Genomic DNA, 24,331 nt, shown 5'->3' with positions numbered 1-24,331 from the left:
GGTAGTTTTAACCGCCGCATCGCATGACCCCTCTTCCAGTTAGTTCCAGCGGGAAAATTACGGGCATTCCCAGTAGTTCGACATCGAACAAACCAGACACTGAATTGAGAGTTGTCCTGGCTATGACCTCGACGTTGGCGCCATCATCAGCGCATTCGGTGGCGTTGTCCGTGACGAGTACGGTCAGATTGTCGAGGGACGGCGCTGCGGCTAGTGCAGTACCTTCCACATCTAAGGTCGGGTCACCGTAATGGATAGCGGCGTGGCGGGCGCCTTCTCGGGCCGCCTGATTTAGTGAGATTTGGACATTGAATACGCGGCCGAATTCGATGGTTCCAATGAGCAGCATGAGCAAGAGGGGCAGCAGTATTGCCATCTCGACGGCTACCGCGCCGCGCTCTTTTTTTGTTTTTAGCAATGTGCGCCCCAGTTCGCTCGGGTGACCTCAATAGATGTGTTTGGCGGCGGGGTGGACCCTCCGCCGCCAAACACTGTTTGAACCTGACTACGGGCCGTCGACGCTATCGGTGACGTCTACGAACATCGCCGCGATCGCGTCCCCGAGAGGGCCGACGGCCACGATGACGATGACGGCGATGAGGGCGACCATGATTCCGTACTCCACCATCGTTGCGCCCTTCTCGGATGCAAGGCGATCCTTAACGCCGGCGATGAACGCAGTCATTGAGACCATAAGAGAAGTCATTGTAATTTCCTTAATTCGGTGAAATGGATTGGAATTGATTCCAACGAATTTCCAGCTGCCCCCTAATTCCTTAGCGGCTGGACTTCGCTAAGAAGAGATTGTCATTCGGGGAACCTGGCAACAACGCGTAGAGGTACTCGACTTTTTTCGGGTCACCTTAATCACGTACTCGGAACACAATCCCAAGTACTCGCACCAGGGGATACAAGTACGCAGGTCACTACTTGGTTACGGCAGTGGAAGCGATCCTTAGCCGTATTCGAGGAGCGTCGCGGGCCTAGGCCAAAAGGGGGCCTTCGCAGATAAGCATGGATGCGCAGTCTGAGGATGGCGCCATCGCGTAGGTATTCTGCGGTGCGATGTGGTGCGGCGTGGTGCGGCAGTAAAGAGGTCAGGGCCTCTTTGAATTGGTAGCGACCAAGCAACCAAAACCAAAAAGAGACCCTGACATGAATAACTCTATGTCTTGTTCTGCTGGCCGCTGGTGCATGCGCGCGGATGCGCTGCTCGGTGTCGAGGGCGTCCACGTCAGCTCCGTCACGGCAACCAGGACTGGCCTCGTACTGGGCGTCGAAACCGATGTGGACCTCGCCGGTTGCCCGGACTGCGGCGTCGTCGCGGTCGGCCACGGACGCCGCCAGGTCCGGCTCCATGACATTCCCTGTTTCGGCCAGCCGGTGCGGCTGCTGTGGGCCAAACGTGTTTGGCGCTGCCCGGACCCGGACTGCCCAAAAACAACATTCAGTGAAGAACACCCGCTGGCCGGGCCGCGGGCGAAACTCACCGCCCGAGCCGCCCACTGGGCGACCGACGCGCTGCAGCGGTTCGATACCTCGGTCTCGGCCCTGGCCCACCAGCTCGGGGTCTCCTGGCACACCGTCTGGGACGCCATCAGAGCAGAAGCCACCCGCCGCATCAGGAACTCCGATCGGCTCGCCGGCGTTGACGCGCTCGGGGTGGATGAGCACGTCTGGTCACACACCGGCCCGCCGGGATCCGGCATGGTCACCGGAATCGTGGACCACACCCGCGACGAGAACGGCGTGGTGCACGCACGGCTACTTGACTTGGTTCCAGGCCGGTCCGGGAAGGCCTACGCCGACTGGCTCAAAGACCGTGGCCCCGGGTTCACCGCCGGGATCAAGACCGCCGCGCTGGATCCGTTCCGCGGCTACGCCAACGCGATCCGCGACGAACTGCCCGAAGCCATCACGGTCCTGGACGCCTTCCACGTCGTGAAACTCGGATCGGCCATGGTCGACGAAGTCCGCCGCCGGGTCCAGCAGAACACTCTCGGCCACCGCGGACGCAAGGGTGACCCGCTCTACGGTATCCGCCGGACCCTGCAGATCGGCGCCGAACATCTGACCGACAAGCAGTCCGCCCGGCTCGATGCGAAACTCAATGCCGGAGACCCCGACGACGAAGTCACCCTCGCATGGCAGTGCTACCAGAAGCTCCGCAACATCTATCACGCCCGGCCGGAGCGGGGCAGGGAACTCGTGAATGAAGTCATTGGGTCCTTCCCGTCCTGCCCAATCCCGGAAGTCGCCCGCCTCGGCCGGACACTCAAACAATGGAAAACCGCGATCCTGGCCTACTTCGAAACGAACGGCGCCTCCAACGGGCCTACCGAAGCAATCAACGGAGTCATCGAAACCACCCGCAGAATAGCCCGAGGCTTCCGCAACTTCACCAACTACCGGCTCAGATGCCTACTCGCCGCCGGCGGCCACCGGCACTACCGGATCAAACAAACCAACCATGCGTAAATGCGAAGGGCCCCAAAAGGAGTGCAACACCGGCCGCGGCCGCAAGCATGGACGGCCCGTGAGGCACCTCAGAGGTACGTTCTGAGCGGTTTTTGCCCAGAATGACGACCGTGACGGCCCCATTCAGGATGAATCCCAACAGGCCGCCGTACAGCAAATGGCTCCAGCCTAGGTAGCCCAAGTAAAGACCGATCGGTGCCGCGAATTTGACGTCGCCCATTCCCATGCCGGCTGGCGAAATAATCGCCAGAACCAGGTAGATGACGAAGAGAATTGCCCCGCCGGCAGCTGCTCGGAGTACGTCTGCCCCCTGCGTTCCACCAAAAATCGCGGCGAGAAGGCAAATGAGTCCCCCTACTAACAGGGACAAAACCAGGGGGTTCGGCAGCAAATGCAGCAGAATATCGATCCGGACCAGCTGCACACCAAGGACGGCAAGCAGTAAGAAGGCCGGTAACGCTGCGTCGAATCCGAAGCGCCAAGCGAAGGCGGCGCAAAGGACGCCGGTGATCACCGCCGTCGTAATCCTTATACGGGTGGCGGGCAGTCCGCCGATCCGGGGGAGGAGCCTGGCGATCAGCAGCTCAGCTATGGGTGACAGAATGAGTCCCAGGAGCCCGATGCCAGCCACATACAGCGGCAGCGTTGAACCGGCGTAGCCCAAAGAAGTCATCGAGTCCCCCTGCTTGAATCGGGCCGGCGCGTGGTGAAGACAGTCCGGCTCACCCATTTTGACCCTGGGGCCGAGTTCAAGCTAACATTGGTAGTCGTTGTGCGTGTCCTTTCTCGATGATGCGTGCCCGCTTGAGAATCCGGTTGCAGGATAACTACTCAACGAGCACATTCGAGACTTCTGGATGACTGGTTACATAGAGCCCTCACCTCTGTTCCGGTAGCGCATAGATAGTAGGTGCCCACGCTTGAGGGACACCTAAACAAGAACGCCAGAACAAGAACGAGGCAAAAACCGTGCGTACGTACACCCCGAAGCCCGGCGATATCAACCGCCAGTGGCACGTCATTGACGCCACAGACGTTGTCCTTGGTCGTCTTGCCAGCCAGACCGCAATCCTGCTGCGCGGCAAGCACAAGGCCACCTTTGCATCCCACATGGACATGGGCGACTTCGTCATCATCATCAACGCTGAAAAGGTAGCCCTGACCGGCGCCAAGCTGGAGCAGAAGCGCGCATACCGCCACTCCGGCTACCCGGGCGGCCTGACCTCCGTCAACTACGCGGAACTCCTGGAATCCAACCCGGTCCGCGCCGTTGAGAAGGCCATCAAGGGCATGCTCCCCAAGAACTCCCTCGCTGCACAGCAGCTGGGCAAGCTGAAGGTGTACCGCGGTGCAGAGCACCCCCACGCCGCCCAGCAGCCCAAGACTTTCGAAATTACCCAGGTCGCCCAGTAGTCCTGGCCACCAAACAACTTATCTATACAAGGAGAATCGTGGCTCAGAACGAAGAGACCACCGAAGCCGTTGAGGCTGAGGAAACCCTGACCAGCTACACCTCTGAAAGCGGAGCTGCTGAAGCTGCTGCGCCGAAGAAGGAGCGCCCGGCCCTGACCGTTGCCGGCGCAGCTGTTGGCCGCCGCAAGGAAGCTGTTGCACGCGTCCGCGTTGTACCGGGTTCCGGCAAGTGGACCATCAACGGCCGTGCGCTGGACAACTACTTCCCGAACAAGCTGCACCAGCAGGACGTCAATGAGCCCTTCAAGATCCTTGATCTCGAAGGCGCCTACGACGTTATCGCCCGTATTCACGGCGGCGGCATCTCCGGCCAGGCCGGCGCACTGCGTCTCGGCATCGCCCGTTCACTGAACGAGATCGACGTCGACAACAACCGCGCCACCCTGAAGAAGGCCGGTTACCTGCGTCGTGACGCACGCATCATCGAGCGCAAGAAGGCTGGTCTCAAGAAGGCCCGCAAGGCTCAGCAGTACTCCAAGCGCTAAATCCGCTTGCACAGAAGCCCGTTCCGCCATTGGCGGGGCGGGCTTCTGCCGTTAATTGCCGTCTTATGACGAGCTGGCGGTCCGTCTGACCTGTCATTTCAAGCCCTGAACCCGGCATCCCCTAGACTTGACCCCGATGTCTAGATTATTTGGAACAGATGGAGTCCGGGGCCTGGCTAACGGGCTGTTGACGGCGGAGCTTGCCATGCAGCTCGCCCAGGCAGCCGCCGTCGTGCTGGGTCATGACCGCAACACCAACGGCACCCGGCCCCGCGCCGTGGTGGCGCGTGACCCCCGCGCCAGCGGTGAGTTCATCGCCGCGGCCGTTGAGGCCGGGCTCTCCAGCTCCGGCATTGACGTCTACGACGCCGGTGTGCTTCCGACTCCGGCCGCGGCCTACCTTGTGGCCGATCTCGACGCCGACTTCGGCGTGATGATCTCCGCGTCGCACAACCCTGCGCCCGATAACGGCATCAAGTTCTTCGCCCGCGGCGGCCAGAAGCTCCCTGATGAGGTCGAGGACGCCATCGAGGAGCAGATGGGCAAGGAGCCCGTCCGGCCCGTCGGCGCCGACGTGGGCCGTATCCAGCGCTTCTCAGATGCCGAGGACCGCTACGTCGTCCATCTGCTTGGCACGCTGCCGCACCGCCTGGACGGTCTCAAAGTTGTCTTGGACTGCGCTCACGGCGCCGCCAGCGGCTGCTCGCCGCAGGTCTTCAAGGATGCAGGGGCAGACGTCGTGGTCATTGGCGCTGACCCGGACGGCCACAACATCAACGACGGCGTCGGCTCCACGCACCTAGGACAGCTCAAGGCCGCAGTAGTGGCACATGGCGCGGATCTGGGTATCGCCCACGATGGCGACGCCGACCGCTGCCTCGCCGTGGACCACGAAGGCAACGAAGTGGACGGCGACCAGATCATGGCGATCCTGGCTGTTGCGCTCAAGGCTTCGGGGAAGCTCGTCGACGACGTCCTCGTCGCCACCGTCATGAGCAACCTCGGCCTCAAGATCGCGCTCCGCGATGCTGGCATCAGCATCCGCGAAACAGCAGTGGGGGACCGGTACGTCCTCGAGAGTATGCGCGACGGGGGCTTCAACCTCGGCGGCGAGCAGTCGGGCCACGTGATCTTCGCCGACTACGCCACTACCGGCGACGGCGTTCTCACCGGACTGCAGTTGGCAGCGCAGATTGCGTTGACCGGCAAACCGCTCAAGGAACTGGCCACCGTGATGACCAAGCTCCCGCAGGTCCTCATCAACGTCAAAGGCGTTGACCGCAGCCGCGTCAACAAGTCCTCGGCCCTCTCACAGGCTGTAACGGTGGCCGAGGCCGAACTCGGCGAAACCGGCCGCGTCCTGCTCCGTCCGTCCGGTACAGAGCCCGTGGTCCGGGTCATGGTGGAAGCGGGCGACGAAGCGACTGCTGAGTCCATCGCCGAGCGGTTGGCCCAGGTGGTCCGCACCGAGCTTGCGCTCGAACTCGTGACGGACTGATCTAAGTCTCAAACAAGTGTGGCCCGCCTCCGTCAGGAAGCGGGCCACACTTGGTTGGTGCGTAGGAGAACCTAGCGTGCTCGGTTCTGCAGCGAGTCACGGATTTCGGTGAGCAGGGCGATCTGCGGATCCTCGGCAGATTCTTCCTTGACGTCCGGGTCGATGCCGAGCCGGCGGTTGCGGCGCTCGATCATGTGGTTCATGGGCACGATGACGATGAAGTAGATGGCGGCGGCCACCAGCAGGAAGGAAATGATGGAGGAGATGACGGATCCGTACATGAATCCCTCCCACTGCATTTCTTCAATGCCCTTGGCACTGAACAGACGGCCGATCAGCGGTGTGAGCAGGCCCTCGACAATTGAGGTCACGACGGCACCGAAAGCGGCACCCATCACGACGGCGACGGCAAGGTCTACGACGTTGCCCTTCATGATGAAATTCTTGAATCCTGTCAACATAGGACCAAACTAGCGCACCAACATGAGCCGCACATGACTAATTTGTAAATTTTTCCTCCGTGTCGGGAACCGAACAGGCATCGATCTCGTTTAGGGGTACCCCGGCGCCGCTTCCACCCCGAAGTACTCCTCCACGGTGTTGATGCCGCGCCCAACCATGTCCGTGGCTGCCTCAACGCCGATGTAGCGCAGATGCCACGGCTCGTAGTAGTAGCCGGTGACGGGGTGGAACATCCACGGGTACCGCACCACAAAGCCGAAGCGGTGCCCGTTCGCCTTCGCCCAGACGGCGGCCGGCTGGTCTGCGAAGCAAGGCTGGAAACCGCACACTCCGCCGCCGTCGGCGATGTCGAATGCCCATCCGGCCTGGTGCTCCGAGTAGCCGGGCCGGGCGCTGGCCGTGTCGGCATCCGCCTGCCCTCGCGCCGCAACATAGCCGTTGTACGTCACGACCTGCGTGCCGTACGAGCGGTAGCCGCTCGCCAGCACCATGACCATGCCCTCCCGTGCGGCCGCGGCGAACATCGCCTCCGCGGCGGCCGCGGTGGTGCTGTTAAGGAGGGCCGCCTCGCCGGAGGCAGCCAGCTGCACACTGGGCTGGACCAAGTCCGCAGGCGCATAGTCCGCCGGCGAGAGCGGACGGTGCTTGTTCACCACCACCCAGGGGCTGGCCGGATCCGTCAGTGAGAACTGCCCGGGCAATGACGCAGCAGCCGACGGCGGAACGGGAACCTGCGCAGGCGGCTCAGCTGCCGCCGTCGTACTTTCCACAGCGGCGGGAGAGGGGGTGGTGTATTCGGAGGTAATGGTTGGAATGGGGGCGGACGACGACGGCGCCTCGGCCACGGGTGCCTCAGGCGTGCACGCTGCCAAAACAGTCAGTCCGGCCCCGGCGGCGAGGAAGCGGGCAAAGGAGCGGCGGCTGGCTCCGGAAGACGAGCCGGCCACACAGTTGTGGCACACCTGGGTTAAACCTTCCGCAGGAGCATGCGGCGGATGGAATGGTCCGCGTCCTTGGTCAGCACCAGCTGGGCGCGGCCGCGGGTGGGGAGGACGTTTTCCTCCAGGTTCGGCTCGTTGATGCGCTTCCAGATGTCCCGGGCCGTGCTTTCGGCCTCGGTGGGGGAGAGCGATGCGTAGCGGTGGAAGTAGGACTCCGGCTGCGCGAACGCCGTGCTCTGGAGCCGCCGGAACCGCTCCACGTACCACTCCTCAATGTAGGCCGTCTTGGCGTCCACATAGATGGAGAAGTCGAAGAAGTCGCTCACCGCCAGGCCCTGCCGGCCGTCCTGGCGCGGGCGCGCCGGAGCCAGGACGTTGAGGCCCTCCACAATGAGGACGTCCGGGCGGCGGACCACCACTTCCTTCTCGGGCACGATGTCGTACGTAACGTGCGAGTACCAGGGTGCACGGACCTCCTCCGCGCCGCCCTTGACCTCGCTCACAAAGCGCAGCAGCGCGCGGCGGTCGTAGGACTCGGGGAAGCCTTTGCGTTCCAGCAGTTGCCGGCGCTTGAGCTCGGCGAGGGGATAGAGGAAGCCGTCTGTGGTGATGAGCTCAACGTTCGGTGTGCCGGGCCAGCGCCGCAGCATCTCCCGGAGCACACGCGCAATTGTGGATTTTCCCACAGCCACGGATCCGGCCACGCCAATAACAAAGGGCGTTCGCTGGGTCTTCTCACCCAGGAAGGTGGTGGTGGCCGAATGCAGCTGGCCCGCTGCCTCCACATATAAGTGCAGGAGCCGGGACAGCGGAAGGTAGACCTCGCGGATCTCCTTCATGTCCAGGGGATCGCCGAGGCCACGCAGACGGACGATGTCCTCTTCGTTAAGGGGCTGCTCCATCTGGGCGGCGAGCCGGGACCAGGTCTGACGGTCCAGCTCAACGAACGGGGAGACACCCTCGCCGTTCGCTTCGTTGCGTTGCAAAGTCACTATAGAGATTCTGCCCCGCGCGCGGCTGAGAGCGAAATGCGGCGCCCCAAGTTTAAATCTCAACCCTGCTGCCGATAAGCTGATGCGCATGTGCGGAATTGTGGGATATGTGGGTCATGCTGATGGCCGTGGGAATGCCGGTCACAGTGCATTGGATGTGGTCCTTGAGGGACTGCGGCGCCTTGAGTACCGGGGTTACGACTCCGCCGGGGTAGCGGTGGTCTCCGAGGGATCCATCCAGTCCCGGAAGAAGTCAGGCAAGCTGAGCAACCTGCGGGCCGAGCTGGAGGCGCACCCGCTGCCGGAGACGCTGACCGGCATCGGCCACACCCGCTGGGCCACGCACGGCGGCCCCACGGACCAGAACGCGCACCCGCACCTGGCCGACGGCGGCAAGCTGGCTCTGATCCACAACGGCATCATCGAGAACTTCGCCGAACTCAAGCTGGACCTGGTGGCCAAGGGCTACGAGTTCGCGTCCGAAACGGACACCGAGGTCGCGGCCGTGCTGCTGGGCGATATCTTCCGCACCAAACTTAACGGCAACACCGCCGACGGCGGCCTGGCCACCGCGATGCAGCTCGCCTGCCAGCAGCTGGAGGGTGCGTTCACCCTCCTCGCCGTGCACGCTGACCAGCCCGGTGTTGTGGTGGCAGCCCGCCGCAACTCCCCGCTGGTGGTTGGCCTGGGCGAGGGCGAGAACTTCCTGGGCTCGGACGTGTCCGGGTTCATTGACTACACCCGCCGCGCCGTGGAGCTGGGCCAGGACCAGATTGTCACCATCACCGCCGACACGGTGGAGATCACCGACTTCTTCGGCGCCCCGGCCGAGGGCAAGGAATACCACGTCGACTGGGATCCCGAATCCGCCACCAAGGGCGGCTTCAGCTCCTTCATGGAGAAGGAAATCCACGACCAGCCGGACGCTGTCCGCCAGACGCTGCTGGGCCGCTCGGACCTGAACGGGAACCTGACCCTGGACGAGCTGCGCATCGATCCGGAGGAGCTCAAGAAGGTCAACAAGATCATCGTGCTGGCCTGCGGGACCGCAGCCTATGCCGGGACCGTGGCAAAGTACGCCATCGAGAACTGGTGCCGGATTCCCACCGAGGTGGAACTGGCGCACGAATTCCGTTACCGCGACCCGATCCTGGACGAAAACACCCTGGTGGTCTCCATCAGCCAGTCCGGCGAAACAATGGACACCCTGATGGCTGTCCGGTACGCCCGCGAACAGGGCGCCAAAGCCATCTCCATCTGCAACACCAACGGGTCCACCATCCCCCGTGAATCCGACGCCGTGCTCTACACGCACGCAGGCCCGGAGATCGCGGTGGCCTCCACAAAGGCATTCCTGGCGCAGATCACCGCCGCCTACCTCCTGGGCCTGTACCTGGCCCAGCTGCGCGGCAACATCTTCTCCGGGCAGATCAAGGACGTCCTGGCTGACCTGGGCAAAATCCCGGACAAGATCCAGACCATCCTCGACAACGCAGGCCCGCTCCGCGAACTGGCCCGAGGCATGGCCAACGAGCAGTCCGTCCTGTTCCTGGGCCGCCACGTGGGCTACCCCGTGGCCCTCGAAGGCGCGCTGAAGCTCAAGGAAATCGCGTACATCCACGCCGAAGGTTTCGCCGCAGGCGAGCTCAAGCACGGCCCTATCGCGCTGGTTGAGGAAGGCAAGCCGGTATTCGTGATTGTCCCGTCCCCGCGCGGCCGCGACTCGCTGCACGCCAAGGTGGTCTCCAACATCCAGGAAGTCCGCGCCCGGGGCGCCCGCACCCTGGTCATCGCCGAGGAAGGCGACGAAGCCGTGAAGGCCTACGCCGAATACGTCTTCTACGTCCCCGAAACCCCGACGCTGCTGATGCCGCTCCTGACCACCGTCCCGCTGCAGATCTTCGCCGCCGAACTGGCCGCGGCCAAGGGCTACGACGTGGACCAGCCGCGCAACCTCGCCAAGAGCGTCACCGTAGAGTAATCGCGGGCTGAACGGCCCACGCTCGTTCTACATAGGAAGCCCCGAGCCTCAGGCTCGGGGCTTCCGTCATATGGCCCGCCGCCGTCCGGCGTCACCGTAGAGTAGTGCCATGATTGTTGGCATTGGGGTAGACGTTGTAGACATTGAGCGGTTCGGCCGCCAGCTTGAGCGGACGCCTGGGCTTCGGGACAGGCTGTTCGTCCCTGCGGAACGCGAGCTGAACACCCGGTCCCTGGCTGCCCGGTTCGCGGCCAAGGAAGCCGTGGCCAAGGTCCTGGGTGCACCGGCCGGCATGAACTGGCAGGACTGCTGGATCGGCCTGGACCAGCACGGCCCCACCATCCAGGTGAAGGGCACGGTCCTGGCCGTGGCTGACTCCAAGGGCGTCAAGCGCTGGCATGTGTCCATCAGCCACGACGGCGGGATCGCCACCGCCACGGTCATCGCCGAAGGCTAAGAGAGCCCCTCGGCCGAGCCGCGAAGGGACCTGACACCGTGATCAGCGCCTACACCGGAACACAGATCAGGGCGGCCGAACAGCCGCTCCTGGCCGCCGGCATGGGGGCTGTCCTGATGCAGCGCGCCTCCTACGGCCTCGCCAACGCAATCGTGCACGAGCTGCGGTCCCGCGGCCGGCGCCTGTACGGCGCCAGCGTGGCCGTCCTCGCCGGCAAGGGCAACAACGGCGGAGACGGACTCTTCGCCGCGTCCTTCCTGGCCGCCAGGGGAATGCGCACGACGGCGGTACTCACCGCAGGCGCGGCCCACCCCGAGGCGCTGGCCGCTTTTGAACGCGCGGGCGGGCGGGTCCATGTGCTCACTGACGTGAACGCCGGTGAGCTCGCCGCGCACGTGGCGGGCGCCGACGTCGTTATTGATGCTGTGCTGGGGACGGGCGCGCAGGGCGGGCTGCGGGGTGCAGCGGCCGCCTTGGTTGCCGGCCTTGACCCCGGTACGTCCGGGCTTGTGGTGGCCTGCGACATACCCAGCGGCGTGGATGCCGACACCGGCGAAGCCCATGCTCCCGTGCTGTCCGCGGACCTGACAGTGACGTTCGGGGCGGCCAAGGTGGGCCTCCTGGCGGACCCCGGCGCCGACCACGCCGGCCGCGTCCAGGTGGTGCCCATCGGCATCGAGGAACACTTGCCCTGGCCATCGCTGCGCCGGCTCGAACCGGACGACCTTGGGCAACTGCTGCCGCGGCCCGGGCGGCGCTCACACAAATACTCCCGCGGGGTCCTGGGCGTCGTCGCCGGGTCTGCCGATTACCCCGGCGCGGCCGTGCTTGCCTGCCGCGGCGCACTGGCTGCAGGGGCGGGCATGGTCCGCTACCTCGGCCCGCCCGCAGTCGCCGACCTGGTGCGGCAGTCCTGCCCCGAAGTGGTCTGCAGCACCGGTTCGGTGGCGGACACGCGCGTGCAGGCATGGCTGGTGGGATCCGGCATGGGTCCCGGCGATACCGACCAGCTCCGGCGGGCCTATGACGCCGTGGAGTCCGGGCTGCCCGTGATCGCCGACGCCGGTGCGCTGCCCGCCCTGCCCGACGTCCTGGGCCCGCAGGTGGTCCTGACCCCGCACGCCGGCGAGTTGGCGGCGCTCCTGGATCGGCTCGGCGCTGACTACGAGCGGTCCGCGGTGGAGGCCAACACCCTGGGCGCCGTCCGGCATGCCGCCGCCCTGACCGAGGCCACCGTGCTGCTCAAGGGCGCCACCACCCTGGTCGCGTCGCCGTTCCAGGACTTCTACAGCCAGGCCGACGGCACTCCGTGGCTCGCCACCGCCGGGAGCGGCGACGTCCTGGCGGGCATCATCGGTGGGCTGCTCGCCCAGATGGGGCCCGACGTCGGGCGCTTCCGTGACGCAGGCATCGACCCGGACGAGCGCTGGGCGGCGATCGCGGCGCTGGGTGCCAGCCTCCACGGCCTGGCAGGCAAGGCCGCTGCCGCCGGGGGACCGCTCACTGCCGGGCGGATTGCGGACGCGGTACCGGCGGTCTGGGCAGGGCTTACCGGCACGTTGCGGGCGCGATAGCAGACGTTTGGGGTAAAGTCAGTCTGCTTAGTAAACACGGGGGCTCGAAACGTAATAGTCACACCCACCCGCTACCGTAGGAACAGGTTCTGCGCTGGCAGGGGTGCGGTGATGTTTTGGTGGGCCCCTGCTGTCGAACAACAACGAGGAGCACGCATGGAAATCTGGCCTGGATCGGCTTACCCGCTTGGCGCCACTTATAACGGGACTGGCACTAACTTCGCGCTGTTCAGCGAACGCGCCGAAAAGGTTGAGCTCTGCCTCTTCGATGACGACGGCGTGGAGACGCGGTTTACCCTCGATGAAGTGGATGGCTACGTCTGGCACTGCTACATCCCGCAGGTCCAGCCGGGCCAAAAATACGGCTACCGCGTCCACGGGCCCTACGACCCCGAGTCCGGCAACCGGTTCAACCCGAACAAGCTGCTGCTGGACCCGTACGCCAAAGCCGTGCACGGGCAGATCGACTGGGATCCCGCGCTGTTCACCTACAACCTGGGCGAAGCGCCGGACACCATCAACAACGACGACTCCGCTCCGCACATGATGATGGGCGTTGTCATCAACCCCTTCTTCGACTGGGAGGGTGACCAGAACCTGCGCGTCCCGTACCACAAGTCGGTCATCTACGAGGCCCACGTCAAGGGCCTGACGCAGCTTCACCCCGAGATCCCCGAGGAGCAGCGCGGCACCTACGCCGGCGTGGCGCACCCGTCGGTCATCTCGCACCTGCAGAAGCTGGGCGTCACCGCCATCGAACTGATGCCGGTGCACCAGTTCGTCAATGACGGGACACTGCAGGACAAGGGCCTGAACAACTACTGGGGCTACAACACCATCGGATTCTTTGCCCCGCAGAACACCTACAGCTCCAACGGCGACAGCGGCCAGCAGGTCCAGGACTTCAAGGCCATGGTCCGCTCGCTGCACCAGGCCGGCATTGAAGTGATCCTGGACGTGGTGTACAACCACACCGCGGAAGGCAACCACCTGGGCCCCACGCTGTCCTTCAAGGGCATCGACAACCAGTCCTACTACCGCCTCATGGAGGGCGACGAGAAGCACTACATGGACTACACAGGCACGGGCAACTCGCTCAACGTCCGCCAGCCCCACTCCCTGCAGCTGCTCATGGACTCCCTGCGCTACTGGGTCACCGAGATGCACGTGGACGGCTTCCGCTTCGACCTCGCCTCCACCCTTGCCCGCGAGTTTTACGACGTGGACAAGCTCTCCACCTTCTTCGAACTCATCCAGCAGGACCCGGTGGTCTCCCAGGTCAAGCTCATCGCCGAGCCTTGGGACGTGGGCCCCGGCGGCTACCAGGTGGGCAACTTCCCGCCGCAGTGGACCGAGTGGAACGGCAAGTACCGCGACACCGTCCGCGACTTCTGGCGCGGCGAGCCGGCCACGCTGGGAGAATTCGCCTCCCGCATCACCGGGTCCGCTGACCTGTACGAACACTCGGGCCGCCGTCCGGTGGCGTCCATCAACTTTGTCACCGCCCATGACGGCTTCACGCTCGCAGACTTGGTCTCCTACAACGAGAAGCACAACGATGCCAACGGCGAGGACAACAACGACGGCGAATCGCACAACCGGTCCTGGAACTGCGGTGCCGAAGGTCCCACCGACGATCCCGCCGTCCTGGGGCTGCGCGCCCGCCAGCAGCGGAACTTCATCGCCTCGCTGCTGCTCTCCCAGGGTGTTCCCATGCTGCTGCACGGCGACGAACTGGGCCGCACCCAGCAGGGCAACAACAACGGCTACTGCCAGGATTCGGAACTGACCTGGATCAACTGGGAGAACATCGACCAGCCCCTCATCGAATTCACGGCCGCAGTCAACGCGCTCCGCGCCAAGCACCCCACCTTCCGCCGGAGCCGGTTCTTCGACGGCCGGCCCGTGCTGCGAGGCGAAGGCGAGCGGCTGCCGGACATCGTATGGCTGGACCCCTCAGGCGACACCATGGAGCCCGAGGCCTGGGACAGCGGCTTTGGCCGCTCCGTTGGTGTGTTCCTCAACGGCGACGGCATCCAGGGCAAGGACGACCGCGGCCGCAGGATCACGGACGTGAACTTCGTCCTGTACTTCAACGCCCACGACGACACCGTGCCGTTCACCCTGCCCTCCGATGAGTATGCCCCGGCCTGGGACATCATCATCGACACTGCCGGTCACAACGCGGACACTGCACCGGTCAAGGCCGGTGAGGCCCTGCCTGTCGCCGCAAAGTCCCTGGTGGTACTCCGCGCCCACACCGTGGAGGAGACCGAGCCGGACCACTCTGTTGCGGCCTCGCTTGCTGCACTGTCCCAGACGGCTACCGCCGAAACCGCTGCCCTGAGCACACCCACGGTGCCGGAGCCCAGGAAAACAAAGAAGGTCAGGGCGCCGAAGGAGCCAGCCAAGTGAAGGTTCCGGCGTCCACCTACCGGCTCCAGATCCGCAGCAGCTTCACACTTTTCGACGCCGCGGACACGGTGCCATACCTGAAGTCGCTGGGTGTGGACTGGGTCTACCTCTCGCCCATCCTCACCGCGGAACAGGGTTCGGACCACGGCTATGACGTGACGGATCCTTCGGTTGTTGACCCGGCGCGGGGCGGCCCGGAAGGGCTGCTGGCTCTGTCCAAGGCCGCCCGTGCCCACGGCATGGGTGTGCTGGTGGACATCGTCCCCAACCACGTGGGCGTGGCCTCACCGGCGCAGAACCCGTGGTGGTGGTCGCTGCTGCAGGAGGGCCAGGGCTCGCCTTACGCCGCAGCGTTCGACGTCGACTGGGACCTGGCAGGCGGGAAGATCCGCCTGCCCATGCTGGGCTCGGACGATGACCTGGACAAGCTGGAGGTCAAGGACGGCGAGCTCCGGTACTACGACCACCGTTTCCCGCTAGCGCCAGGCACCTACGCCGACGGCGACTCCCCGCAGGACGTCCACGGCCGCCAGCACTACCAGCTCATGGACTGGCGCCGCGCGGACGCGGAGCTGAACTACCGGCGGTTCTTCGCGGTCACCACGCTGGCGGGCATCCGGGTGGAGGACCGCTGGGTCTTTGACCAGGCCCATGCGGAAGTCAAGCGCTGGTTCGCCGACGGCCTGGTGGACGGGCTTCGTGTGGACCACCCCGACGGCCTGGCGGATCCCGCCGGGTACCTGCGCTGGCTGAAGGAAGCCAGCGGCGGTGCGTATGTGCTCGTTGAGAAGATCCTGGAGCCGGGGGAGGAGCTCCCGGGAGACTTCGCCTGCGAGGGCACCACCGGCTACGACGCACTGGCGGACGTGGACCGGGTGCTCGTGGACCCTGCCGGCCAGCAGGGACTCGATCAGCTGGACGCCGCCCTGCGGGGTACCGGTGCTCCGGCCGACTACGCGGAGATGATCCGCGGCACCAAACGGATGATCGCTGACGGCATCCTGCGGTCCGAGGTGCTTCGATTGGCGCGTTTGGTGCCCGCATCCCACGGCTTGTCCGTTGAGGCTGCAGCGGACGCGATCGCCGAAATCATCGCCTCGTTCCCGGTCTACCGCAGCTACCTGCCGGTGGGCGCCGAGGTGTTGAAGGAAGCGTGCGGGTCAGCGGCAGAGCACCGTCCGGACCTCGCTCCGGCTGTGGGCGTCCTGCTGCCGTTGCTGCTGGACCCCGCCAACCCCATCGCCGTGCGTTTCCAGCAGACCTCGGGGATGGTCATGGCCAAGGGCGTGGAGGACACCGCGTTCTACCGCTACACCCGGCTGGGCACCCTGACCGAGGTGGGCGCTGAACCCACCGAGTTCGCTGTGTCCGCCGAGGAATTCCATCACCGGATGCGGCGCCGGCACGAGGACCTGCCCCTGTCCATGACCACGCTGTCCACGCACGACACCAAGCGCAGCGAAGACGCGCGGGCCCGAATCTCGGTCATCGCCGAACTGCCGGACGAGTGGACCGCCACGCTGGCCACGCTCCGTGAACTGGCCCCGATTCCGGACGGACCCTATGAAAACCTGCTGTGGCAGGCAATCGTGGGTGCCTGGCCGGCGTCACGGGAACGTCTGCAGGGCTACGCCGAAAAGGCTGCCCGCGAGGCGGGGAATTCCACCACATGGACCAACCCGGACACGGACTTTGAGGCCCGCGTCCAGGCGGCCGTGGATGCGGCGTTCGACGACGTCCGCGTCACCACCGTGGTGGAGGACTTCGTGTCCCGGATCGACTCCGCTGCCGCGTCCAACTCTCTGGCAGCCAAGATCGTCCAGCTGACCATGCCCGGCGTTCCGGACGTCTACCAGGGGTCCGAGTTCTGGGAGCGGTCGCTGACTGACCCGGACAACCGGCGCCCGGTCGACTTTGCCCGGCGGAAAATGGAGCTGGCAGCCATCGACGCCGGCACCCTGCCCGCGGCAGGCACCGAAGCCAGCAAGCTGCTGGTGACGTCCCGTGCACTGCGGCTCCGCCGCGACCGGCCCGACCTTTTCCAGGACTACCGTCCGGTCACCGCAACCGGGGCCGCCTCCCGGCACGTGCTGGCGTTCCAGCGCGGCGCTTCTGGGGCGCTCACCATCGCTACCCGGCTCCCCGTGGGACTGGAACACGACGGCGGGTGGCGGGACACCGCCGTCGACCTTTCCACCGCGATGAAGGACGAGCTCACCGGCACCAGCTACGGGGCCGGTACGGTTTCGGTGGCCGACGTCCTGGGTACCTACCCGGTGGCTTTGCTGGTACCGGTGGATGGAGACAACGCATGACCCTGGTAAACGAAGGTTCCGGCCGGTTCGACGTTTGGGCGCCGGACGCCTCTGAGGTGGTGCTGCTCGCGAACGGTGAGCGGTACCCCATGAAACAGGTCGCCGCTGTCCCTGGCGCGGAAGGCTGGTGGTCCGCGCCGGATGCCCCGGAGGATGCCGAAGTGGACTACGGCTACCTGCTCGACGGCGACACCACCCCTCTGCCGGACCCCCGGTCGCGCCGCGTCCCGGAGGGCGTCCATGCGCTGTCCCGGACGTATGATCCCGGGTCCCACACCTGGCAGGATGCGGGCTGGCGCGGGAAGGAACTGCGCGGCTCGGTCATCTATGAACTTCACGTGGGAACCTTCACGCCCGAAGGAACCCTCGATGCAGCGGCCGGCAAGCTCAGCTACCTCGCGGACCTCGGTGTGGATTTTGTGGAACTGCTGCCGGTCAACGGTTTCAACGGCACCCACAACTGGGGCTACGACGGCGTGCAGTGGTTCGCCGTCCACGAGCTCTATGGCGGTCCTGCGGCCTACCAGCGCTTTGTGGACGCCGCACACGCAGCCGGCATGGGCGTTATCCAGGACGTGGTCTATAACCACCTCGGGCCCAGCGGCAACTACCTTCCCCGGTTCGGCCCCTACCTCAAGCAGGGCGACGCCAACACGTGGGGCGACGCCGTCAACCTCGACGCCGCCGGCTCCGACGTCGTGCGTGAATACATCCTGGACAACGCCGCCCTGTGGCTGCGCGATTACCATGTGGACGGCCTGCGCCTTGACGCTGTCCACGCGCTGCGGGACGAGCGGGCCGTGCATCTGCTGGAGGAGTTCGGGGCGCTGGGCGATGCCATTTCCGCCGAAACCGGGCTGCCCAAGACGCTGATCGCGGAATCAGACCTGAACAATCCGCGGCTGCTGTACCCGCGGGACGTGAACGGTTTCGGCCTCGCCGGGCAGTGGAGCGACGACTACCACCACGCCGTCCACGTCAACGTCAGCGGCGAGACGGCGGGATACTACGCCGATTTTGCGTCGCTCGGGGTGCTGGCCAAGGTCCTCAAGGACGGTTTCCTCCACGACGGCAGCTACTCGAGCTTCCGCGGGCGCCATCACGGCCGGCCCATCAACGCGTCGCTGGTGCACCCCGCCGCGCTGGTGGTGTGCAGCCAGAACCATGACCAGATCGGCAACCGTGCCACCGGGGACAGGCTGTCGCAGTCGCTTTCCTACGGGCCGTTGGCTCTGGCCGCCGTCCTGACGCTGACCTCCCCGTTCACGCCCATGCTGTTTATGGGGGAGGAGTTCGGCGCCTCCACGCCGTGGCAGTTCTTCACCTCGCACCCCGAGCCTGAGCTGGGCAAGGCGACGGCGGAGGGCAGGATCCGTGAGTTCGAGCGCATGGGGTGGGATCCCGCCGTCGTACCCGATCCGCAGGATCCCGAGACGTTCCGGCGCTCCAAGCTGGACTGGGCCGAAGCCTCGGAAGGTGACCACGCGCGGCTGCTGGCGCTGTACCGGTCACTGACCGCACTGCGTCGCGCCCACCCTGAACTTGCCGACCTGGGCTTCGCCGAAACCGACGTGACGTTCGACGACGACGCCGGGTGGCTGCGCTTCCGGCGCGGATCCGTGGAGGTGCTGCTGAACTTCTCCCCGGAGGCGGTACGGCTGGAGAACGTCGGCAAAACGGTGCTGCTCGCGACTGACGAAGCGGTGCACGCGGAAGGCGGCTCACTCAGCCTTGCGTCGTGGAGTGCCGCCGTCGTGCTGGACTAGGTTTGACCGCCGCGGGCTGGCTTCTGTCAGCCCGCGGCGTAACAGGGCGGCACCGTCCTGTTGCCTGCATCACAGATGGCAGGATGGAACGTATGACTTATTCAGCCGCGGAAAACCGCTATGAATCCATGCCCTACCGCCGCGTCGGACGCAGTGGCCTGAGGCTCCCGGCCATCTCCCTGGGACTGTGGCACAACTTCGGCGACGACAAACCCTTCGAGACACAGCGCGCCATCCTGCGCCGCGCCTTCGACCTGGGCGTCACACACTTCGACCTCGCCAACAACTACGGACCGCCCTACGGCAGCGCCGAGACCAACTTCGGCCGCCACTTCCAGGACGACTTCAGGCCGTACCGGGACGAACTCATCATCTCCAGCAAGGCCGGCTACGACATGTGGCCCGGGCCGTATGGGAACTGGGGCTCCCGTAAATACCTGGTCGCCAGCCTGGACCAGTCGCTGACGCGCATGGGCCTGGATTACGTGGACATCTTCTACAGCCACCGGCCGGATCCCCAGACGCCGCTCGAAGAGACCATGGGCGCACTGGACCACGCCGTCCGCTCCGGCAAGGCGCTTTACGCCGGGATTTCCTCCTACACCCCCGAGCAGACCCTGGAGGCGGCCCGGATCCTCAAGGAACTTGGAACGCCGCTGCTGATCCACCAGCCGAGTTACTCCATGCTGAACCGCTGGACCGAGAACGGGCGGCCCAACCTCTACGAAACCCTGGAGCAGGTGGGAGCCGGATCCATCGCCTTCTCGCCGCTGGCCCAGGGGATGCTCACCAACCGCTACCTCCAGGGTGTCCCGGCAGATTCCCGGGCCGCGCAGGACAAGTCCCTGGACCAGGGCATGATCACCGATGAAAACCTTGGCCGTATCCGCGGGCTCAACCGGATCGCCGAGGGCCGCGGCCAGACGCTGGCGCAAATGGCCATCGCCTGGATCCTCCGCGAGCAGGGCAAGGGCACTTCGGTGACCTCGGCACTGGTCGGCGCGTCCAGCGTCCGTCAACTGGAAGACAGCCTCACAGCGGTCAGCAACCTCGACTTCACGGACGATGAGCTGCAGGCCATCGACGAGTTCGCCGTGGAATCGGACATCAACCTCTGGAAGCAGAAATAACGCTGCCTTTTGTCACACACCTCACGCAGGGGCCGGGAACAATCCCGGCCCCTGCTTGGTTGGGTAAGATGATAAAGCGCCGATTGGCGCACTGCCAGCGCGCCGCCGTCGTATTTTCCGGCATTGACCGTCCTGGCGGCTGAGGTTTTCTTCAAAGGAGTTCCGTGTCTGCAAATCCGATTCGTGTTGCCATCGTTGGTGTGGGTAACTGCGCCGCCTCGCTCGTCCAGGGTGTGCAGTACTACCGCGACGCCGATCCCCAGGCCACGATTCCGGGTCTGATGCACGTTGAGTTCGGCAAGTACCACGTCAACGATGTCCAGTTTGTTGCCGCTTTCGATGTCGACGGCAAGAAAGTCGGCGTTGACCTTGCCGACGCCATCCTGGCCAGCGAGAACAACACCATCAAGATCGCCGACGTTCCCCCCACCGGCGTGACCGTCCAGCGCGGCCACACCCTGGACGGCCTCGGCAAGTACTACCTCGAGACCATCGAGCAGTCTCCCGCAGAGCCCGTTGACATCGTCGCCGCGCTCCGCGAAGCCAAGGCCGACGTTATGGTCTGCTACCTGCCGGTTGGTTCCGAGGATGCTGCGCACTTCTACGCACAGGCTGCCATCGACGCCGGCGTGGCCTTCGTCAACGCCCTGCCGGTCTTCATTGCCGGCACCAAGGAATGGGCGGACAAGTTCACCGCCGCCGGCGTCCCCATCGTGGGCGACGACATCAAGAGCCAGATCGGCGCCACCATCACGCACCGCGTCATGGCCAAGCTCTTCGAAGACCGCGGTGTCACCCTGGACCGCACGTACCAGCTGAACGTCGGCGGCAACATGGACTTCAAGAACATGCTGGAGCGCGACCGCCTGGAGTCCAAAAAGATCTCCAAGACCCAGGCCGTGACCTCCAACGTCGAAGCCGAGCTGGCGGCAAAGGACGTCCACATTGGCCCGTCCGACTACGTCCAGTGGCTCGACGACCGCAAGTGGGCCTTCGTCCGCCTCGAGGGCCGCAACTTCGGTGACGCTCCGGTGTCGCTCGAATACAAGCTCGAAGTCTGGGACTCACCCAACTCCGCCGGCGTGATCATCGACGCCATCCGCGCCGCCAAGATCGGCCTGGACCGCGGCATCGGCGGCCCGCTGCTCTCCGCTTCGAGCTACTTCATGAAGTCCCCGCCGGAGCAGTTCAACGACGACCTCGCCCGGGAAAAGGTCGAGGCCTTCATCCGCGGCGACCTCGAGCGCTAACCCCACCCCGGACGCTCTCTCACTTAATGTGGGTTTTCGGGCGATCCTCTCTCACTTAATGTGGGTTTTCCTGCGACGCTCTCTCACTTAACGGCGGGGGAGCGTCGCAGGCGTTAACCCAGGTACCGGCGGATGGCGTGGCTGGCCTGTGCGAGTGCCAGCAGCTTCAAAAGGAGCTGGCTGTGTGTGTGCATGCCGACGGCCGCCGTGAGGATGAGCTTGTCGACACTCTCCGGCGCGGTAGTGGCGGCAATGTCGATCCGCGCGACGTCGTCCGCTGCCTTGCTGTAAGTCTCCAGCTCGTCCTCTGAGACCGGAATGTTGAGGCTCGCCATCAGTTCCAGGTGGGCCGTCAGGGCGCTCCGTGCGTCACTGGGGGAATCAGGCCAACCGCGAAGGCGTACGACGGCGTCAGTCGCCGCTGCGGCGTCCCCGCCGACCGCCGTGGTGTAGTTTTCAAGGTTAAGAACCACCCGCTGAACCGCGGCGAGGAGATCAAGGCGGGGCACGCCGTCGGCCATTTTCACGAGACCGCGGATCTGCGCGATGTTCAGGCCAACGATCTTGCGGAGTGCCTGTATCAAGTCGAGGCGTTCGAGGTGCCGTGCTGAATACTCCGCACGGGTTGCGTGGATGGCCTCACCGCCCGGCAGCAGGCCTTCCCGCAGGTAGTACTTGATGCTCGCCGGCGATATTCCCGACCGCTCGCTCAGTTGCTTGAGCTGCATTCCGCCCTCTTTCCGTGGCCCGCCGGGATAGTCAAGCGGGTTCCCGCTATCCTGATGTACAGCCATGGATAGTGGCTCTATCCTAATGCTATGGAGCCTTGGAATGTCCTACTTGTCAGCCACGTTATTGCCGCGCTTTTTGTCTTGGCCATCGGTCCCCTGCAGATCTTGCGCAGGCGTCGGGACCGGATCCACCGCACCATGGGCTACGTGTGGGTCTCAGCCATGTACTACGTCTGCTTCAGCAGTTTCTGGATTGTCTCCGATGGGCATTTCAGCTGGCTTCACGGGCTGTCGGCCTTCACCATCGTGACCGTCACGCTCGGCCTGGTGAGCGCCATTCGCGGCAATATCGCGTCGCATCTGGGGAACATGATTGGCAGCTACATCGGCATTGCCGTGGCCTTCGCCTTTGCTGTGACAGTGCCGGGCCGTGCCATTCCGGCGTTGCTCGCCACCGATCCCGCCTCCGTGGTTTTTGTGTGCGGCCTCGTGGTGCTGAGCACTGTGGCGATCTTCGTATCGCTGAAGCGGGGCGGCCGGGCAGGTGGACCGGCGCGTACTGTTGCTGCCGCCAACGTGACGCCGGCCCGCGCGCGTTCGTAACGCCGCCGGCAGTGCGAGAGGGTTGGGCGAAAACCCGCATTAAGTGAGAGAGCGTCGCCGGAAAACCCGCATTAAGTGAGAGAGCGTCCGGGGTTAGGAGAGGCCGACCGGGTTGCCGGCGTCGTCAACGTCCATGCGCATCGCGGCCGGGGCGGCAGGCAGGCCGGGCATGGTCATGACCGCTCCCGTCAACGCCACGATGAAGCCCGCGCCGGTCTTCGGGATGAGGTCGCGCACGTGGATGGTGAAGCCTTTGGGCGCGCCGAGCCGGGAGGCGTCGTCGGTGAAGGAGTACTGGGTCTTGGCCATGCAGACCGGCAGCCCGGACCAGCCGTTCTTCTCGATGTCGGCCAGGCGCTTCAGGGCCGGGACGGAGAAGTCCACGCCGTCGGCACCGTAGATCTCCTGGGCGATGGTCCGGATCTTCTCCTCCACAGGCAGGTCCAGCGGATAGAGGTGCCGAAATGACGATGGCGCAGCAACCGCCGCCGCCACCTTCGCGGCCAGTTCGTCGCCGCCGTCACCGCCGCCGCCGCGCCCCCACACGTCGGCCACCGCTGCCTGCACACCTTCGGACGCGCACCACTCCAACAGCCAGTCGAGCTCCTCATCGGTGTCGGAGGAGAACCTATTGATGGCCACCACCGGCGCCACCCCGAACTTCTCCACGTTGTGGATGTGCCGCCGCAGGTTTGCGACGCCGGCCTGCAGCGCTTCAAGATCGGGCTCGGTGAGCCGGTCCTTGGGTACGCCGCCCTGCATTTTCAGCGCGCGGACAGTGGCCACCACCACGACGGCGGAGGGCGCCACGCCACCCATCCGGGCCTTGATATCCATGTATTTCTCAGCGCCCAGGTCCGCGCCGAAGCCCGCTTCGGTGACCACGATGTCCGCAAGCCGCCGGGCGGTCTGGGTGGCGATCAGCGAATTGCAGCCGTGCGCGATGTTGGCGAACGGACCGCCGTGGACCAGGGCAGGGGTGCCGGCGATGGTCTGCACCAGGTTCGGCTTGATGGCTTCCTTCAGGAGCAGGGTCAGCGCACCCTGGACACCGAGGTCCGCCACCGTCACGGGAACCCGGGCGTAGGTGTAGCCAAACGTGATCCGGCCCAGGCGCTCGCGGAGGTCGGCCAGATCTGTGGCGAGGCAGAAGACAGCCATGATCTCCGAGGCGACCGTGATGTCGAAGCCGTCCTGCCGCGGCACACCCTGCGTGGGCCCGCCCAGGCCGATGATCACCTCGCGGAGGGACCGGTCGTTCATGTCCAGCACCCGTTTGAACGTCATCCGCCGCGGATCGATGTTCAGCTCGTTGCCCTGGTAGATGTGGTTGTCCACGAGCGCCATCAGCGCGTTGTTCGCCGACGTCACGGCGTGGAAGTCGCCTGTGAAGTGCAGGTTGATTTCGTCCATCGGCAGGACCTGGGAATAGCCGCCCCCGGTGGCACCGCCTTTCATGCCGAGGATGGGGCCCAGCGACGGTTCCCGCAGCGCGATCATCACCTTGTGCCCGGCCCGGGCCAGCGAATCGGCCAGCCCCACGGTCGTGGTCGACTTGCCCTCCCCGGCCGGCGTGGGCGACATTGCCGAGACCAGCACAACTTTCCCGAAAGGCGCGGGCGCGGTCAGGAGGGAGGGATCAACTTTGGCCTTGTACCGTCCGTAGGGTTCCACCGATGCCGCGTTGATGCCGGCCGCCGCTGCGATATCGGCAATTGGCCTGATGATGGCCCGCCGTGCGATCTCCAGGTCGCTCAGGGAATTCAGGCCGGTCATTGAG

At 65.1% G+C, this 24,331-nt stretch carries 21 protein-coding genes; 13 read left to right on the top strand and 8 right to left on the bottom strand.

The genetic code is table 11. From position 1 onward, the window contains the following. Positions 1–7: 7 nt before the first annotated feature. Positions 8–418, bottom strand: a complete 411-nt coding sequence (locus IDT60_RS13665) for a TadE/TadG family type IV pilus assembly protein (protein WP_191079455.1) — start codon at positions 416–418, stop codon at positions 8–10. An 87-nt stretch (positions 419–505) separates the two neighbouring features. After that, entirely contained in the window at positions 506–694 is a 189-nt protein-coding gene (locus tag IDT60_RS13660) for a Flp family type IVb pilin (RefSeq protein WP_191079454.1), read from the bottom strand. Positions 695–1,167: 473 nt separating this feature from the next. Here IDT60_RS13660 and IDT60_RS13655 point away from each other — a divergent pair, with 473 nt between their 5' ends. Next, positions 1,168–2,478: an ISL3 family transposase gene (locus IDT60_RS13655; protein ID WP_223883723.1), complete on the top strand. Its 1,311-nt coding sequence runs from the start codon at positions 1,168–1,170 to the stop codon at positions 2,476–2,478. On the opposite strand, the gene IDT60_RS13650 is transcribed toward IDT60_RS13655, so the two are convergent. After that, positions 2,456–3,151 (bottom strand): prepilin peptidase, encoded by a 696-nt coding sequence (locus IDT60_RS13650; RefSeq protein WP_191079452.1) that lies wholly within the window; start codon positions 3,149–3,151, stop codon positions 2,456–2,458. The genes IDT60_RS13655 and IDT60_RS13650 overlap by 23 nt on opposite strands. Positions 3,152–3,447: 296 nt before the next feature. Between IDT60_RS13650 and rplM the strand changes: the two genes are divergently transcribed. From rplM to glmM, 3 genes are all read left to right on the top strand, one after another. Further along, positions 3,448–3,891: a 50S ribosomal protein L13 gene (gene rplM, locus IDT60_RS13645; RefSeq protein WP_015937805.1), complete on the top strand. Its 444-nt coding sequence runs from the start codon at positions 3,448–3,450 to the stop codon at positions 3,889–3,891. A 38-nt stretch (positions 3,892–3,929) separates the two neighbouring features. Next, the gene (rpsI, locus tag IDT60_RS13640; RefSeq protein WP_164205955.1) at positions 3,930–4,436 is read left to right on the top strand and encodes a 30S ribosomal protein S9; all 507 of its coding nucleotides are present in this window, start codon (positions 3,930–3,932) and stop codon (positions 4,434–4,436) included. 136 nt (positions 4,437–4,572) lie between these two features. Continuing rightward, entirely contained in the window at positions 4,573–5,934 is a 1,362-nt protein-coding gene (glmM, locus tag IDT60_RS13635) for a phosphoglucosamine mutase (RefSeq protein WP_191079451.1), read from the top strand. Between the two features lie 71 nt (positions 5,935–6,005). Here the strand turns inward: glmM and mscL are convergent, their stop codons facing one another. From mscL to coaA, 3 genes are all read right to left on the bottom strand, one after another. Next, complete coding sequence (gene mscL, locus IDT60_RS13630) at positions 6,006–6,395, bottom strand: large conductance mechanosensitive channel protein MscL (protein ID WP_191079450.1); 390 nt, start codon at positions 6,393–6,395, stop codon at positions 6,006–6,008. 90 nt (positions 6,396–6,485) lie between these two features. Then, positions 6,486–7,358 (bottom strand): D-alanyl-D-alanine carboxypeptidase family protein, encoded by an 873-nt coding sequence (locus IDT60_RS13625; RefSeq protein ID WP_191079449.1) that lies wholly within the window; start codon positions 7,356–7,358, stop codon positions 6,486–6,488. A gap of 5 nt (positions 7,359–7,363) precedes the next feature. Next, positions 7,364–8,329, bottom strand: coding sequence for a type I pantothenate kinase (gene coaA / locus IDT60_RS13620; protein WP_164205969.1), 966 nt, complete (start codon positions 8,327–8,329; stop codon positions 7,364–7,366). Positions 8,330–8,417: 88 nt separating this feature from the next. On the opposite strand from coaA, the gene glmS reads away from it, so the two are divergent. The 8 genes from glmS (at position 8,418) to IDT60_RS13580 (ending at position 21,217) form a co-directional block, all read left to right on the top strand. Beyond that, entirely contained in the window at positions 8,418–10,310 is a 1,893-nt protein-coding gene (glmS, locus tag IDT60_RS13615; protein ID WP_191079448.1) for a glutamine--fructose-6-phosphate transaminase (isomerizing), read from the top strand. A gap of 109 nt (positions 10,311–10,419) precedes the next feature. Next, complete coding sequence (locus tag IDT60_RS13610; RefSeq protein ID WP_164205973.1) at positions 10,420–10,767, top strand: holo-ACP synthase; 348 nt, start codon at positions 10,420–10,422, stop codon at positions 10,765–10,767. A 38-nt stretch (positions 10,768–10,805) separates the two neighbouring features. After that, positions 10,806–12,341, top strand: coding sequence for an NAD(P)H-hydrate epimerase (locus IDT60_RS13605; RefSeq protein ID WP_191079447.1), 1,536 nt, complete (start codon positions 10,806–10,808; stop codon positions 12,339–12,341). 156 nt (positions 12,342–12,497) lie between these two features. After that, entirely contained in the window at positions 12,498–14,756 is a 2,259-nt protein-coding gene (glgX, locus tag IDT60_RS13600) for a glycogen debranching protein GlgX (RefSeq protein WP_164205978.1), read from the top strand. Then, positions 14,753–17,071 carry a malto-oligosyltrehalose synthase gene (treY, locus tag IDT60_RS13595; protein ID WP_191079446.1) on the top strand — a complete coding sequence of 773 codons (2,319 nt, stop codon included), beginning with the start codon at positions 14,753–14,755 and terminating at the stop codon, positions 17,069–17,071. The genes glgX and treY overlap by 4 nt, the downstream gene beginning before the upstream one ends. Next, a complete protein-coding gene (gene treZ / locus IDT60_RS13590) occupies positions 17,068–18,837 on the top strand; it encodes a malto-oligosyltrehalose trehalohydrolase (RefSeq protein ID WP_191079445.1) in 1,770 nt (589 codons plus the stop codon). Before treY ends, treZ begins: the two co-directional genes overlap by 4 nt. Before the next feature lie 92 nt (positions 18,838–18,929). Further along, the gene (mgrA, locus tag IDT60_RS13585) at positions 18,930–19,967 is read left to right on the top strand and encodes an L-glyceraldehyde 3-phosphate reductase (RefSeq protein ID WP_191079444.1); all 1,038 of its coding nucleotides are present in this window, start codon (positions 18,930–18,932) and stop codon (positions 19,965–19,967) included. Positions 19,968–20,131: 164 nt separating this feature from the next. Next, positions 20,132–21,217 (top strand): inositol-3-phosphate synthase, encoded by a 1,086-nt coding sequence (locus IDT60_RS13580; RefSeq protein ID WP_164205986.1) that lies wholly within the window; start codon positions 20,132–20,134, stop codon positions 21,215–21,217. A 113-nt stretch (positions 21,218–21,330) separates the two neighbouring features. Here IDT60_RS13580 and IDT60_RS13575 read toward each other — a convergent pair whose 3' ends face one another. Continuing rightward, on the bottom strand, positions 21,331–21,945 hold the full coding sequence (locus tag IDT60_RS13575; protein WP_191079443.1) for a MerR family transcriptional regulator: 615 nt from the start codon (positions 21,943–21,945) through the stop codon (positions 21,331–21,333). A gap of 90 nt (positions 21,946–22,035) precedes the next feature. On the opposite strand from IDT60_RS13575, the gene IDT60_RS13570 reads away from it, so the two are divergent. Further along, complete coding sequence (locus IDT60_RS13570; protein WP_191079442.1) at positions 22,036–22,551, top strand: DUF2306 domain-containing protein; 516 nt, start codon at positions 22,036–22,038, stop codon at positions 22,549–22,551. 93 nt (positions 22,552–22,644) lie between these two features. Here IDT60_RS13570 and IDT60_RS13565 read toward each other — a convergent pair whose 3' ends face one another. Beyond that, complete coding sequence (locus IDT60_RS13565; RefSeq protein WP_191079441.1) at positions 22,645–24,327, bottom strand: formate--tetrahydrofolate ligase; 1,683 nt, start codon at positions 24,325–24,327, stop codon at positions 22,645–22,647. Positions 24,328–24,331 lie beyond the last annotated feature (4 nt).

Origin of the sequence: Pseudarthrobacter sp. BIM B-2242 (genome assembly GCF_014764445.1) — a bacterium.
Lineage (GTDB): Bacteria > Actinomycetota > Actinomycetes > Actinomycetales > Micrococcaceae > Arthrobacter > Arthrobacter luteus_A.
Note: the sequence above shows the minus strand (reverse complement) of the source record. Positions and strands in the feature narration are given on the sequence as shown.

Bases quoted from the DNA above. Each gene is read 5' to 3' on its own strand.
- IDT60_RS13655 (WP_223883723.1), top strand. From the start codon at position 1,168: ATGTCTTGTTCTGCTGGCCGCTGGTGCATGCGCGCGGATGCGCTGCTC.
- IDT60_RS13565 (WP_191079441.1), bottom strand. From the start codon at position 24,327: ATGACCGGCCTGAATTCCCTGAGCGACCTGGAGATCGCACGGCGGGCC.
- IDT60_RS13570 (WP_191079442.1), top strand. From the start codon at position 22,036: ATGGAGCCTTGGAATGTCCTACTTGTCAGCCACGTTATTGCCGCGCTT.
- IDT60_RS13660 (WP_191079454.1), bottom strand. From the start codon at position 694: ATGGTCTCAATGACTGCGTTCATCGCCGGCGTTAAGGATCGCCTTGCA.
- IDT60_RS13610 (WP_164205973.1), top strand. From the start codon at position 10,420: ATGATTGTTGGCATTGGGGTAGACGTTGTAGACATTGAGCGGTTCGGC.
- IDT60_RS13650 (WP_191079452.1), bottom strand. From the start codon at position 3,151: ATGACTTCTTTGGGCTACGCCGGTTCAACGCTGCCGCTGTATGTGGCT.
- treZ (WP_191079445.1), top strand. From the start codon at position 17,068: ATGACCCTGGTAAACGAAGGTTCCGGCCGGTTCGACGTTTGGGCGCCG.
- mscL (WP_191079450.1), bottom strand. From the start codon at position 6,395: ATGTTGACAGGATTCAAGAATTTCATCATGAAGGGCAACGTCGTAGAC.
- glmS (WP_191079448.1), top strand. From the start codon at position 8,418: ATGTGCGGAATTGTGGGATATGTGGGTCATGCTGATGGCCGTGGGAAT.
- glgX (WP_164205978.1), top strand. From the start codon at position 12,498: ATGGAAATCTGGCCTGGATCGGCTTACCCGCTTGGCGCCACTTATAAC.
- mgrA (WP_191079444.1), top strand. From the start codon at position 18,930: ATGACTTATTCAGCCGCGGAAAACCGCTATGAATCCATGCCCTACCGC.
- IDT60_RS13575 (WP_191079443.1), bottom strand. From the start codon at position 21,945: ATGCAGCTCAAGCAACTGAGCGAGCGGTCGGGAATATCGCCGGCGAGC.
- glmM (WP_191079451.1), top strand. From the start codon at position 4,573: ATGTCTAGATTATTTGGAACAGATGGAGTCCGGGGCCTGGCTAACGGG.